Genomic DNA, 13,407 nt, shown 5'->3' on the forward strand with positions numbered 1-13,407 from the left:
GCGGCGGCGCACACTGGGGGTAATCGGCGAAGCGAGGAGTCCACCGTGCGCGATCCCGAGCAGCGAACCGTCCTGATCACCGGTGCCACCAGCGGCCTGGGCCGGGCCCTCGCGCACCGGGTCGCCAGCTCCGGCTCCCGGGTGCTCGTCCACGGCCGCGACGCCGAACGCGCCGAGCTGGTCCGGGCGGAGCTCGCGGCCGGTCCGGAGCACGCCGCGGTGGTGGCCGACTTCGCCGAGCTGCGGCAGGTCGGGCAGCTGGCCGAAGCCGTCCGGCGGTGCACCGACCGGCTGGACGTGCTGGTGAACAACGCCGGGATCGGTTCCGGCCCGCCGGGTGCCGGGCGCGAGCTCAGCGCGGACGGCGTGGAGCTGCGCTTCGCCGTGAACTACCTCGCCGGGTACCACCTGACCCGGTTGCTGCGGCCGCTGCTGGTCGCCTCGGCGCCCGCCCGGGTGATCAACGTGGCCTCGGCCGGTCAGCACCCGATCGACTTCGACGACCCGATGCTGTCCCACGACTACCTGGGCTCCCGCGCCTACGCGCAGAGCAAGCTCGCGCAGATCATGTTCACCTTCGACCTGGCCGCGCTGCTGCGCGACAGCGGGGTGACGGTCAACGCCGTGCACCCGGCGACCTACATGAACACCGCGATGGTCCGCGAGGCCGGGGTGAGTCCGGTGAGCACGGTGGCCGAGGGCGTCGAGGCGGTGCTGCACCTGGTCGCCGATCCCGGACTGGACGAGATCACCGGTTCGTACTTCCATGGAACACGCGCCTGCCGGGCGCTCGAGCAGGCTTACGACGAGCAGGCCCGGGCCCGGTTGCGCGAGCTGTCCGACAAGCTCGTCGAGCAGGCCCCAAGCTGACCGGAGGGCTGGTGCCATGAGCGAACGCAAGATCGTCGTCGGCGTGGACGGGTCGGACCCGTCGAAGTGCGCGTTGCGGTGGGCGGTGAAGCAGGCCGCGCTGATCGATGCCACCGTGCACGCGGTCGGCGCCTGGGAGTTCCCGGCCTTCTACAGCTGGGAGGGCGGCCCGATGCCACCGGACGACTTCGAGGAGGCCGCGCGCAAGGCCCTGGACGACACCGTCGAGCAGGTGCAGCACGAGGATGTCCCGACGGTGCCGATCGAGCGCGAGCTCACCCACGGGCACGCCGCCCAGGCGCTGCTGGACGCCTCCGACGGGGCCGAGCTGCTGGTGGTCGGCAGCCGGGGGCACGGCAGCTTCTACGGTGCGCTGCTGGGTTCGGTGAGCCAGCGCTGCGCCGTGCACGCCAAGTGCCCGGTGGTCATCGTCCGGTACTGAAGATCAGTCGCGCTCCGCGTGGCCGAGGCGTTCGGAGAGGGTGGCCGCTCCGTCGCGGATCAGGTCGCTCAGGGCCGCTTCGGTCTCCTCGTTCCAGCGCAGGATCGGCACCGCGATGCTGATCGCGGCCACCACCTGGCCGGTGTGGTCGCGCACCGGCGCGGCCACGCACGCCACCGCTTCGTTGGACTCGCAGTACTCGCGCGCCACCCCGTCCTCGGCGATCCGGTCGAGTTCGGCGCGCAGCGCCTTGCGGGTGGTGATGCTGTGCTCGGTCATCGCCTTGAGGCGGCCCTTGCCGTAGAGCTCGTCGACCTCGGCGCTCGGCAGCGCGGCCAGCAGCGCCTTGCCGACCGCCGTGCAGTGCGCGGGCAGCCGCCGCCCCACGGCGGAGACCATGCGGACCGGGTGGCTGCTGTCGACCTTGGCCACGTAGAGCACCTCGGTCCCCTCGCGGACGCCGACGTGCACCGTCTCCTGGCAGCGCTCGGCGATCTCCTCCGCGACCAGCTGGCCCTCCCGGGCCAGGTCGAGGCGCTCGGCGTAGGCCGAGCCGAGCTGGAAGCCGCGCACCCCGAGGCGGAACTTGTTGCTGCCGCGACCGGCGGGCATCAGGTAGCCGCGTTCGCTGAGGGTGCCGACCAGCTCGTGCACCGTGGTGCGCGGCAGGCCGAGCTGCGCGGTGATCTCCGGCGCGCTGAGCTCGTGGGTGTCCAGGAACAGCTCCAGGACGTCGAACGCCCGTTCCACCGCAGGTACCGCTCGTGCCACCGCTGGTGCTCCTCCCCCGCCGTTCCGGCGTGACCGGTATTTCGAACATCGTATCCGATACCGGCCACCGAACGGAGGTTCCACTTGACCGGTTCGTACCCGGCTGCATACGATTTTCCGAACATCGTTTGGTATCTCGAACGGAGTGGACGAGTGCGCCAGACCCGAGAATTCCTGCGGTCCCAGGGCCTGCCCGGCGAGGACGCCCCGACCACCAGCACCAAGCGGTTCCCGGACGGCGCGCAGTACCGGGTGGAGATCCCGAGCACGGAGGGCCCCGAAGTGCTCGAGGCGGTGCTCGCCGAGGCCGACGCGCGCCAGGTCGTGGTGCACCGCATCTCGCAGGGCAGCGGCGGAATGCTGCTCACCGACGCCGAACTGCGCAGCATGGCCGCCACCGCTGCCGCGCGGTCGGTCGAGCTGAGCCTGTTCGCCCGGCCGGTCGCCGGGTGGGACACCAGCCCGATGGCCACCGCACCCGGGGGCGGGCCGGTCGCCGCGCAGGCGCGCGGCACCGAACAACTCGTGCACGTGCTGGAGGACATCAGGCGGACCGCGGAGGCGGGCGTCCGCAGCGTCCTGATCACCGACCTCGGGGTGCTGCGCACCGCCGCCGCGATGCGCTCGGCCGGTGATCTGCCGCCGGACCTGCAGTTCAAGATCAGCGTCCAGATGGGACTGGCGAACCCGGCCGCGGTGCGCATCGCCGAAGACCTCGGCGCCGACACCTACAACGTGCCCACCGACCTGAGCACCGGGCAGCTGGCCGCGATCCGCGCCGCCACCGACCTGCCGCTGGACGTCTACGTGGAAGCACCCGACGACATGGGCGGTTTCGTCCGGCACTTCGAGATCGCCGAGATCGTGCGCGTGGCGGCGCCGGTCTACGTCAAGTTCGGCCTGCGCAACGCCCCCAACATCTACCCGAGCGGAACCCACCTGACGCCCACCGCGGTGGCGCTGGGCCGGGAGCGGGTGCGCCGCGCCCGGATCGGGCTGGACCTGCTGCACCGCTACGCACCGGAGGCCGTGGCCTCGCAGCTGGCCGCGGAAGGTCTCGCCGTCCCGCAGCTCGACTCCACTGTGGACGGCCAAGCCGGGCGTTGACGCCGGGCGCGCGGCGTTGAACAGTAGGTCCGGACCGGCACCGGCGAAGGAGTCGCGATGGCAGCGCCCACCCAAGTCCCGGACGTGTTCGACCCGCGCAGGTACGCCACGGGCGTGCCGCACGAGGACTTCGCCTGGCTGCGCGAGCACGCGCCGGTGAGCTGGCAGCAGGAGCGCGAGATCGGCGACTGGCCCGGCGGTCCCGGGTTCTGGGCGGTGACCCGGTACTCCGACGTCGTCGCGGTGCTGAAGTCCGCGGGCACCTACTCCTCCTGGCTGGGCGCCACCCAGATCCGCGACCCCGACCCGGCGGACCTGCCGTTCATCCGGCGCATGATGCTCAACCTCGACCCGCCCGAGCACGGGCGGCTGCGGCGGCTGGTCAGCCGGGCGTTCACGCCGCGGCGCGTCGACCGGTTCCGCGCGGCGGTGGCCGAGCGGGCGCGGCTGCTGGTCGACGAGGTCGTCGAGCGCGGCAGCTGCGACCTGCCGGTGGAGGTGACCGACGACTACCCGCTGCGCAACCTCGCGGACCTGCTCGGGGTGCCGGAGACCGATCGCGGGATGCTGCTGGAGTGGACCAACCGGGTGATCGGCTACCAGGACCCCGAGCACTCCGAGGTCGCGCTGGACGCCGACGGCAAGCCGGTGAACCCCCGCTCCCCGGCCATGCTCGCGGACATGTTCGCCTTCGCCCAGGACCTCGCGGCGTTCAAGCGGCGCAACCCGGCGGACGACGTGATGACCGCGCTGGCCCACGCCGAGCTGGACGGTCGCGGGCTGGCCGACGCCGAGCTGGAGATGTTCTTCTTCCTGCTCTCGGTGGCGGGCAACGACACGGTGCGCAGCGCGCTGCCGGGCGGCGTGCTCGCGTTCGCCCGGCACCCCGACCAGCACCGGCTGCTGCTGGCCGAGCCGGAGCTGCTCGATTCCGCGGTGGAGGAGACGCTGCGCTTCCACCCGCCGGTGCTCAGCTTCCGGCGCACCGCCACCGCCGACGCCGAGCTGGGCGGGCAGCGGATCCGGGCCGGGGACAAGGTCGTGGTGTTCCACTGCTCGGCGCACTTCGACGACCGGCAGTTCCCCGACCCGCACCGCTTCGACGTCCGCCGCTCCCCCAACGCCCACGTCGCCTTCGGCGACGGCCCGCACGTGTGCCTGGGCGCGCACTTCGCCCGGCTGCAGCTGCGCACCTTCTACCGCGAGGCGCTGTGGCGGATGCGCGATCTGCAGGTGACCGGGCCGGTGCGGCACCTGGTGTCGAACTTCATCAACGGCATCAAGCACCTGCCGCTGTCCTTCTCGCCCGTCCCGCGCTGACCCGGCCCCGGACTCGGCCTATGGTCGGGCGATGAGCACTGCTGCGCCGCTGCGCTCGCGGTCCGGCCGCTGGATCCTCGTCGCCACGATCCTCGGCTCCGGGGTGGCGTTCCTGGACGGTTCGGTCGTCAACGTCGCGCTGCCCGCGATCGGCCGCGAGGTCGGCGGGGAGCTCAGCGTCCTGCAGTGGGTGCTCGACGCCTACCTGCTCACGCTCAGCGCGCTGCTGCTGCTCGGCGGGGCGCTCGGGGACCGCTACGGCCGCCGCCGGGTGTACGTGATCGGGCTGGTGCTGTTCACCGTCGCGTCGCTGGGGTGCGGGCTGGCACCGACCGGTGAGGCGCTGGTCGTGGCGCGACTGGTGCAGGGCGTCGGCGGGGCGCTGCTGGTGCCGGGGAGCCTGGCGCTGATCAACTCGACCATCCGGCAGGACGACCGCGGCGAGGCCGTGGGCCGGTGGGCGGGGCTGACCGGGGTGTCCTCGGCGATCGGGCCCTTCCTGGGCGGCTGGCTGGTGGACGCGGTGTCCTGGCGCTGGGTGTTCTACATCAACGTCCCGATCGCGGCGGCCGCCCTGCTGGCGCTGCGGCACGTCCCGGAGACCCGGAACCCGCAGGCCGCGGGGCGGCTGGACGTCTTCGGCGCGATCGCGGTCACCGCCGGGCTGGCCGGGGCGGTGTTCGCGCTGATCGAGATCCCGGCCGTGGGCTGGACGCCGCTGACCACCGGGGCCGCCGTCGTCGGCGCGGCGGGCCTGGTGGCCTTCCCGCTGATCGAGATGCGCCACCCGAGCCCGCTGCTGCCGCTGTCGCTGTTCCGCTCCGCGCAGTTCACCGGCGCCAACCTCACCACGCTGGCCGTCTACGCGGCGCTGAGCGGGGCCTTGTTCCTGCTGTCGCTGCAGCTCCAGCAGTCCATGGGCTACAGCGCGCTCGCAGCGGGCATCGCGACGTTGCCGATCACCATCATCATGCTGCTGCTGTCCAGCCGGGTGGGTGCGGTCGCGCAGCGCACCGGGCCGCGAGTGCCGATGACCGTCGGGCCGCTCACCTGCGCGGTCGGGCTCGCCCTGCTGACCTGGGCGGTTCCCGGCAGCACCTACCTGACCGGCGTGCTGCCCGGGGTCCTGGTGTTCGGCCTCGGCCTGTCGATCACGGTCGCCCCGCTGACCTCGGCCGTGCTGGCCTCGGTCAGCGAGGACAACGCCGGGGTGGCCTCCGGGGTGAACAACGCGGTGTCCCGCCTGGCCGGGCTGCTCGCGGTGGCGGTGCTGCCGGTGGTCTCCGGTCTCTCCCGCACCGGGGCAGGAGCCCCGCTGGGTCCCGGGTTCGGCCGGGCGCTGCTGATCTCGGCCGCCCTGTGCGCGGTCGGCGGAGTCCTGTCCTGGCTCACCATCGGCCGCGCGGAGCGCGTGGACACCTATCCGCTGCCCGGCCTCAACCACGCCTGCCAGGACCCCTGCACCTGTCACCAGGAGCGGTGACCCAGGTGCTCAGCCGGTGGCCCGCTTCTCCCGGACCTCCTCGGCGGTGTGGGCCGTGCCGCCGATCGCCCACGCTCCGCTGGGCGTCTCGGTGACCACGACGTGCGTCACCGGTCGCAGCGCTTCTCCTTCGACCGCGATGACCGCTTCGGAGACGCTCTCGACCAGCCGCCGCTTCTCCTCGGCGCTGAACACCCCGGCGATCACCTTGATGTCGACGAACGGCATCGGACAGCTCCCCCGACTTCGAACGATCACGTGCTGATCCGGACTCCGGTCATGCGGCCCGCGCACCGGCGGCCGTCAGGCGCTGCATGCGGAGCAGCCAGAGCTCCAGCTCGGCCAGCTGGCCGTCGAGGGCCTCGCTGCCGTACATGTCCGGACTGGCGCGCAGGGTCATCAGCTCTTCCCAGCGCCGCTCCATCTGGTCGACCAGCTCTCGCACCGTCACCTGCGGCCCCTCTCCCCGAACGAGTCACCGCCGCTGACGGTACGGCGCGGGCGTGCACGCTCGGTAAGGCCAAAAGTCACGGTTTCACCCGATCCTCCCGCGCCGGGGCACCCCATCGCAGCGGTCCGTTGTGGTGTGATCAAGACATGCGAAAAGGGCGCCGAGGGCATCCCTGCGAACCCGACACCAGCCAGATGGGCCTCTGGCGCTGCGACGTCTGCGGGCAGCAGTGGGAGATCCACGGGGTCGCAGGCAACCCGCGGATCCGCAAGGTCAGCCGGGTCGGCTGGTTCTTCGCCAAGCTGCTCGGCTGAGGCGGCCGGACAGCAGCACGATCAGCACGCCCGCGACCGGCACCACGACCAGGCCGAGCCGCAGGCTCACCGCATCCGCCAGCAGCCCGACGACCGGCGGACCGGCCAGCACCCCGAGGCGGTAGAGCCAGCCGACGACGGCCAAGCCCGCGCCCGGCGGCAGTCCCGGCACCGCGTCCGCGGCGTTGAACCCGGCCGGGATGATCGTGGCGATCCCCCACCCGGCCAGGGCGAACCCGATGATCGTGGTCGGGATCGAGGGCCACAGCAGCGCGCCGCCCACCGCCACGACCACCAGCGCTCCCCCGGTCCGCGCGACCGTGCGAGCACCGAAGCGGTCCACCAGCCGATCGCCGGAGAACCGGCCGACGGTCTGGGCCGCCTGCAGCGCGACGAACACCCCGCCGGACAGCGCCGCCGCCGCGCCGAGCGAGTCGCGCAAGTAGATCGCACCCCACGACGCCGCGGTGTCCTCGACCAGCGCGCTCGCCGCGCACAGCGCTCCGAGCGCCAGCAGCACCAGCAGGGTGTGCAGCCGGGGGCGGGCGCGCGGGGTGCCCCGATGCGCGGAGTCGTCCGGCCCGGGGAGCAGGAACGTCCGGCTGGTGATGGCCACCGCGGCGAGCGCGAGGGCCGCCGCCCCGAAGTGCAGCGGCAGCGGTGCTGCGACCCCGGCCGCCAGCGAGCCGCCCAGCCCGCCGATGATCGCGCCGACGCTCCACAGGGCGTGGAACGAGTTCACGATCGACCGCCCGTAGGCGCGCTGGACCCGCAGGCCGTGCGCGTTCATCGCCACGTCGACGACCGCGTCCATCGCGCCCGCCACGAACAACGCCCCGGCCAGCTGCCACCAGCGCGCCGCGAGCCCGATCACGACCAGGTCCGCGGCGAGCAGCGCCGAGCACCACACCGCGACGTTCGCCGAGCGCCACCGCGCCAGCACCGGACCGGCGAGCAGCCCAGCGGCCAGCGAACCGAGCGGGAACGCCGCGATCGCGGTGCCCAGCGCGGCGTTCGACAGGCCGAGCGAGTCCTGCAGCTCCGGGTAGCGGGGCACCACGCTGGCGAAGCTCGCCCCGTTGACCAGGAACAGCGCAGCCACCGCGACGCGCGCTGCGGTCTTCGGCATCGCCGCCCTCCTCCCAAGCACCTCCCGCGATCATGCCGCACCCCGCACTAGAGTCGTCCCCGGAACCCCGAACCCGGAAGTCCACTGTGGAGGGATCTGTGAACGCGCTGGCGACGTTGCCCGTCGGACCGGTCACCTACCAGCTGCGCCGGGCGACCGCCGCCGACCTGGCCGCCGTCGTCGAGCTGCTGGCCGCCGACCAGCTCGGGGCGACCAGGGAGTCGGCCGCCGACCTGGCGCCGTACCGGACCGCGTTCGCGGCCATCGACGCCGATCCGGCGCAACTCCTGCTGGTGGCCACCACCGGCGACCAGGTCGTGGCGACCATGCAGCTGACGTTCATCCCCGGTCTCGCCCGGCGCGGCGCGCTGCGCGCCCAGATCGAAGCGGTCCGCGTGCACGAGCAGCACCGCAGCCACGGCCTCGGCGGCGAGATGTTCAAGTGGGCCATCGACGAGGCCCGCCGACGCGGCTGCGCCCTGGTGCAGCTGACCACCGACAAGCAGCGGGCCGACGCGCACCGCTTCTACCAGCGGCTCGGCTTCACCGCCTCCCACGAGGGCTTCAAGCTCGCCCTGTGACCACCGGCTACGCTGGTGGCGCGATGCGACGCAAGCTCACCTCGCCGCTGCCGCAGCGGCACGGCGTGGACCCGGTCCGGATGCGGCTGCCCCTCGACGGGCGCTGGCGCACCGTCCGGGACCACCTCGTCGACCGGATCCCCAAGCTCGCCCCGGAACGCATCGACGCCATGCTGTCCGAAGGCCGCATCGTCGGCGCCGACGGCCCGATCGCGCTCGACGCCCCCTTCGTCCCAGGGGCGTTCATCTGGTTCCACCGCGACCTGCCGGTGGAGACGCCCGTGCCGTTCCCGATCGAGGTGGTGCACCGCGACGACCACCTGCTGGTGGTGGACAAGCCGCACTTCCTGGCCACCACCCCGCGCGGCGGGCACGTCGCGGAGACCGCGCTGGTCCGGCTGCGCCGCGAGCTCGACCTCCCGCAGCTCAGCCCCGCCCACCGGCTGGACCGCCTGACCGCCGGGCTGGTCATGTTCGTGATCACCCCGCAGCACCGCGGCGCGTACCAGACGCTGTTCCACGACCGGGCGGTGCACAAGGAGTACGAGGCCGTCGCCGGATTCGACCCCGAGCTGCAGCTGCCCCGCACCGTGCGCAGCCGGATCCACAAGCAGCGCGGCGTGCTGGCCGCCGAAGAGGTGCCCGGCGAACCCAACAGCGAGACCCGCATCGAGCTCGTCGAGCACCGCGGCGAACTGGGCCGCTACCGGCTCCTCCCCCGCACCGGCCGCACCCACCAGCTGCGCGTGCACCTGAACGGCCTGGGCATCCCGATCCTCGGCGACGACCTGTACCCGGTGGTGCGCGAGCGCGCCGCCGACGACTTCAGCGACCCGCTGCAACTGCTGGCCAAGGCCCTGGAGTTCACCGACCCGATCACCGGTCGGCGACGCCGCTTCGAATCCCGCCGCACGCTGAGCGCCTGGGCGCAGTCCGCGTAGCGGCCGATCAAGGCCGTCAGCTCGTTCTCGGGAATTGTCCGAACTGGACTCGAATGGCGGGGGAGCACCGCTCCCTCCCACTCTCAACGTATAGCGCAGAGGGGGACTTGCCGCAAGACCCCGGTCGTGCCGCAGAATCTCCCGCCGAGACCGTGAATCTCAGCGCGCGCGGACGCCGAGCCGCGCGGCACACTGGCCGAATGCCATCTCGGTCATCGGGATCTTCGCGCTCGTCCGGGCCGTTTCCGGCCGCGATCGACGTACATGGGAGAAGCAGTGGATGAAACCGGCAGCACCGTCGCGACGTCGTTCTCGCCCGGTCGCTACGTGCTCGGTCTCCGGGAGGTCGACCAGGGCCAGATCTCGGTCGTGGGCGGGAAGGGCGCGCACCTCGGGGAGCTCTCGCGGATCGAAGGCATCGACGTGCCGCCCGGTTGCTGCGTGGCGACCGAGGCGTTCCGGCGGGTGATGGCCGACGCACCGTCGTTCGAGGACCGGCTCGACCAGCTGTCGCAGTTGGACCCGGACGACCGGGACGCGATCGGTGCGCTGAGCGCGGAGATCCGCGGCGTCGTCAGCGGGATCGCCATCCCAGACGACCTGGCGGCCGTGATCACCGCCCAGCTCGCCGAGCTGGGCGAGAACACCGCCTGCGCCGTGCGATCCAGCGCGACGGCCGAAGACCTTCCGACGGCGTCCTTCGCGGGGCAGCAGGACACCTACCTCAACGTCGTGGGGCCCGCGGCGATCCTCGAGCACATCAAGCTGTGCTGGGCCTCGCTGTTCACCGAGCGCGCTGTGACCTACCGGCTGCGGAACGGGTTCGACCACCGCAAGGTCCACATGGCCGTGGTCGTGCAGCAGATGGTCTCGCCGGAGGTCTCCGGCGTCCTGTTCACCGCAGATCCCGTCACGTCCAACCGGAAGATCACCAGCGTGGAGGCGAGCTTCGGCCTCGGCGAGGCGCTGGTCTCCGGTCTGGTCAACGCGGACGTCTACGAGGTGCGCGACGGCGAAGTCGTCGACAAGGCGATCGCGACCAAGCAGCTGGCCATCCAGGCCGCGCCGGGAGGTGGGACGCAGCAGCGGGCGATCGAGCCGGACCGGCAGCAGCAGCCGACGTTGACCGATGCGCAGGCGGTGCTGCTGGCGCAGCTGGGGCGGCGGATCGAGGCGCACTTCGGCCAGCCCCAGGACATCGAGTGGTGCCTGGTCGACGGCGGCTTCCAGATCGTCCAGAGCAGGCCGATCACCACGCTGTTCCCCATCCCGGCCACCGAGGAGCGCGGCAACCGCGTCTACCTGTCCGTCGGCCACCAGCAGATGATGACCGACGCGATGAAGCCGCTGGGCCTGTCGGTCTGGCAGCTGACCACGCCGCGGCCGATGGCCGAGGCGGGCGGGCGGCTGTTCGTCGACGTCACGGAGCGGTTGGCGGCGCGGACCAGCCGCGACGGGCTCCTGGAGCTGATGGGCAAGTCCGACCCGCTGATGCGGGACGCGATGCAGACCGTGCTCGACCGCGGCGACTTCCTCCCGCCACCGGCGGAGGACGTCGCCGCCGAGCCGCCGGTGGGCGGTGGGCCGGAGCCGATCGAGACCGATCCGGCCATCGTCGACGAGCTGATCGCGAGCAACCAGGCGTCCCTGGCCGCCGTCGAGCGCGACATCCGGGCGCACCGCGGGGCCGACCTGTTCGACTTCATCCTGGAGGACCTGGAGGAGCTGAAGCGGCACCTGTTCTCCCCGCGCGGCCACCAGGCGATCATGGCCGGGATGGAGGCCGCGTGGTGGCTCAACGACCGGATGCACGAGTGGCTCGGCGAGGACAACGCGGCCGACGCGCTCACCCAGTCCGTCCCGCACAACGTCACCTCGGAGATGGGGCTCGCGCTCCTGGACGTCGCCGATGCGATCCGCCCGCACCCGGAGGTGATCGCCTTCCTGCGCGACGTCGCGGACGAGGACTTCCTGGAGGAGCTGCCCGCGCTCGCGGGCGGGCGCGAGGCGCGGGACGCCATCCGCGCCTACCTCGACCAGTACGGGATGCGCTGCGTCGGCGAGATCGACATCACGAGGCCGCGCTGGAGCGAGCGCCCCAGCGCTCTCGTGCCCGTGATCCTCGGCAACATCGAGAACTTCGAACCGGGCGCCAGCCGACGGCGCTTCGAGCAGGGGAAGCAGGAAGCGCAGCAGAAGGAGCAGGAGCTGCTGGAGCGCTTGCGGGCCCTGCCGGACGGCGAGCGCAAGGCCGACGAGACCAAGGCGATGATCGACCGGCTGCGGACCTTCACCGGATTTCGGGAGTACCCCAAGTACGGCATGATCAGCCGCTACGCCATCTACAAGCGCGCCCTGCTGGACGAGGCCGAGCGCCTGGTGCGGGCCGGGGTGATCGGTGACGCGGAGGACATCTTCTACCTGAGGTTCCAGGAGCTCCACGAGGTGGTGCGCACCGGAGAGGTCGACCACCACCTCATCCGGCGGCGCAAGGGGGAGTTCAACGCGTACCAGGCGCTCACGCCGCCCCGGGTGCTCACCTCGGACGGCGAGGCCATCGCCGGGTCCTACCGCCGCCAGGACGCGCCGCCCGGCGCACTGCTCGGCCTCCCGGTCTCCACCGGAACCGTCGAGGGGCGCGCCCGCGTCGTCCTGGAGATGACCGATGCCGACCTGGACGCCGACGACATCCTGGTCACCGCCTACACCGATCCCAGCTGGTCGCCGGTGTTCGTCACGATCAAGGGCCTGGTGACCGAGGTGGGCGGCACGATGACCCACGGTGCGGTCATCGCCCGCGAGTACGGCCTGCCGACCGTGGTGGGCGTGGCGAACGCCACCCGGCTGCTCCAGGACGGACAGCGCATCCGCGTTAACGGGACCAGCGGCTACGTCGAGATCCTGTCCTAGAAGTGGGCGGCCGGGCTCTGCCAAGATCAGCGGGGTGACCGATTCAGTGGGTCGTGAAGCGCAGTACGAGGTGTTCGCCGACGAGTTCGCCGACCACGCCGCCAACGGGTTCCACAACGCGCACTACGACCGCCCGGCCTGCCTGGAGCTGCTCGGCGATGTCGCCGGGCGGAGAGTGCTCGACGCCGCCTGCGGGCCCGGCCTCTACGCCGCTGAGCTGGTCGCTCGCGGGGCGCAGGTGGTCGGCTGCGACATCAGCGAGCGGATGGTCGAACTGGCCTCGGACCGGGTGCCGCGGGCGGACTTCCGGGTGCACGACCTGGCCGACCCGCTGGACTGGTTGCCGGACGGCTCAGTCGACCTGGTGCTGCTCGCGCTGGCCCTGGAATACCTGGACGACCGGGTGGCCGCGTTGCGCGAGTTCCACCGCGTGCTGCGACCCGGTGGCGCGCTGGTGCTCTCCCGGCAGCACCCGACCGGCGATTGGCTCCGCCTGGGCGGCAACTACTTCGAACCGCGCGTCGTGGCGGAGACCTGGAGCCGCGGGTGGCAGGTCCGGTACTGGACCACGCCGCTGGAGCTCACCTGCGAGGAGCTGTACCGGGCCGGGTTCGTTGTCGAACGGCTTTGGGAACCGCGACCGACCGAGGCCGCCGCGGCGATCTCCCCGGAGCGCTACGAACGTCTGCACCGGGAGCCGAGCGGATTCCTCGCCATCCGCGCCCTTCCCCGCTGAACGCGCCTGGCCGGGGGCAGTCCCGGCCAGGCACGCACGGTTACAGGTAACCCTGACCGGCCAGGTAGGCCTTGCGCCAGCGGGTGATCTTGACCTCGGCGAACAGCTCGGCCCGGGTGAAGGGGTCCCGCGCGATGAAGTCCTCGGCCTCGGCGCGGGTTTCGACGTCGAGCAGGTAGACGCCGCCGGATGCGGTGTCATCGCCGTCGGCGAGCTTGGCTCCGCAGGCCAGCAGCAGGTCCTTGTGCTCCGCCAGGAACTCCAGGTGCGCGGGCCGGTTGTCCAGCCGCACCTGCTGGTGGTCGGGCTTGTCGAAGGTCTCGATGAAGTAGGGCACTTTCCGCTCCTCCGT

The 13,407-nt window shown here is 72.2% G+C and carries 14 protein-coding genes; 9 read left to right on the forward strand and 5 right to left on the reverse strand.

From position 1 onward, the window contains the following. Positions 1–45: 45 nt before the first annotated feature. Entirely contained in the window at positions 46–870 is an 825-nt protein-coding gene (locus F1721_RS11935; protein ID WP_150066691.1) for an SDR family NAD(P)-dependent oxidoreductase, read from the forward strand. Between the two features lie 16 nt (positions 871–886). Continuing rightward, positions 887–1,312, forward strand: coding sequence for a universal stress protein (locus F1721_RS11940; protein WP_150066692.1), 426 nt, complete (start codon positions 887–889; stop codon positions 1,310–1,312). Between the two features lie 3 nt (positions 1,313–1,315). Here the strand turns inward: F1721_RS11940 and F1721_RS11945 are convergent, their stop codons facing one another. Further along, entirely contained in the window at positions 1,316–2,083 is a 768-nt protein-coding gene (locus F1721_RS11945) for an IclR family transcriptional regulator (protein ID WP_150066693.1), read from the reverse strand. A gap of 153 nt (positions 2,084–2,236) precedes the next feature. Here F1721_RS11945 and F1721_RS11950 point away from each other — a divergent pair, with 153 nt between their 5' ends. Genes F1721_RS11950 through F1721_RS11960 form a run of 3 tightly spaced genes read left to right on the forward strand, consistent with a single transcriptional unit; the run spans position 2,237 to position 5,993 of the window. After that, a complete protein-coding gene (locus F1721_RS11950; RefSeq protein ID WP_150066694.1) occupies positions 2,237–3,190 on the forward strand; it encodes a U32 family peptidase in 954 nt (317 codons plus the stop codon). 57 nt (positions 3,191–3,247) lie between these two features. Then, a complete protein-coding gene (locus F1721_RS11955) occupies positions 3,248–4,510 on the forward strand; it encodes a cytochrome P450 (protein ID WP_150066695.1) in 1,263 nt (420 codons plus the stop codon). A 31-nt stretch (positions 4,511–4,541) separates the two neighbouring features. Further along, positions 4,542–5,993: an MFS transporter gene (locus F1721_RS11960; protein WP_150066696.1), complete on the forward strand. Its 1,452-nt coding sequence runs from the start codon at positions 4,542–4,544 to the stop codon at positions 5,991–5,993. Between the two features lie 9 nt (positions 5,994–6,002). Here F1721_RS11960 and F1721_RS11965 read toward each other — a convergent pair whose 3' ends face one another. The 3 genes from F1721_RS11965 to F1721_RS11970 form a co-directional block, all read right to left on the reverse strand. After that, the gene (locus tag F1721_RS11965; RefSeq protein WP_150066697.1) at positions 6,003–6,221 is read right to left on the reverse strand and encodes a tautomerase family protein; all 219 of its coding nucleotides are present in this window, start codon (positions 6,219–6,221) and stop codon (positions 6,003–6,005) included. Between the two features lie 49 nt (positions 6,222–6,270). Beyond that, the gene (locus F1721_RS34385) at positions 6,271–6,444 is read right to left on the reverse strand and encodes a hypothetical protein (RefSeq protein WP_170301448.1); all 174 of its coding nucleotides are present in this window, start codon (positions 6,442–6,444) and stop codon (positions 6,271–6,273) included. Between the two features lie 273 nt (positions 6,445–6,717). Beyond that, entirely contained in the window at positions 6,718–7,887 is a 1,170-nt protein-coding gene (locus F1721_RS11970; RefSeq protein ID WP_150066698.1) for an MFS transporter, read from the reverse strand. A 98-nt stretch (positions 7,888–7,985) separates the two neighbouring features. Between F1721_RS11970 and F1721_RS11975 the strand changes: the two genes are divergently transcribed. The 4 genes from F1721_RS11975 (at position 7,986) to F1721_RS11990 (ending at position 13,055) form a co-directional block, all read left to right on the forward strand. Then, the gene (locus F1721_RS11975; protein ID WP_246154703.1) at positions 7,986–8,468 is read left to right on the forward strand and encodes a GNAT family N-acetyltransferase; all 483 of its coding nucleotides are present in this window, start codon (positions 7,986–7,988) and stop codon (positions 8,466–8,468) included. A 23-nt stretch (positions 8,469–8,491) separates the two neighbouring features. After that, positions 8,492–9,409, forward strand: coding sequence for a pseudouridine synthase (locus F1721_RS11980; protein WP_150066700.1), 918 nt, complete (start codon positions 8,492–8,494; stop codon positions 9,407–9,409). Between the two features lie 276 nt (positions 9,410–9,685). Further along, positions 9,686–12,319 carry a rifamycin-inactivating phosphotransferase gene (rph, locus tag F1721_RS11985; protein WP_246154711.1) on the forward strand — a complete coding sequence of 878 codons (2,634 nt, stop codon included), beginning with the start codon at positions 9,686–9,688 and terminating at the stop codon, positions 12,317–12,319. Positions 12,320–12,353: 34 nt separating this feature from the next. Continuing rightward, on the forward strand, positions 12,354–13,055 hold the full coding sequence (locus F1721_RS11990) for a class I SAM-dependent methyltransferase (protein WP_150066702.1): 702 nt from the start codon (positions 12,354–12,356) through the stop codon (positions 13,053–13,055). Positions 13,056–13,095: 40 nt separating this feature from the next. Here the strand turns inward: F1721_RS11990 and F1721_RS11995 are convergent, their stop codons facing one another. Next, on the reverse strand, positions 13,096–13,392 hold the full coding sequence (locus F1721_RS11995; protein ID WP_150066703.1) for a YciI family protein: 297 nt from the start codon (positions 13,390–13,392) through the stop codon (positions 13,096–13,098). Positions 13,393–13,407 lie beyond the last annotated feature (15 nt).

The sequence above is a fragment of the Saccharopolyspora hirsuta genome, assembly GCF_008630535.1.
GTDB classification, from domain to species: Bacteria; Actinomycetota; Actinomycetes; order Mycobacteriales; family Pseudonocardiaceae; genus Saccharopolyspora; species Saccharopolyspora hirsuta.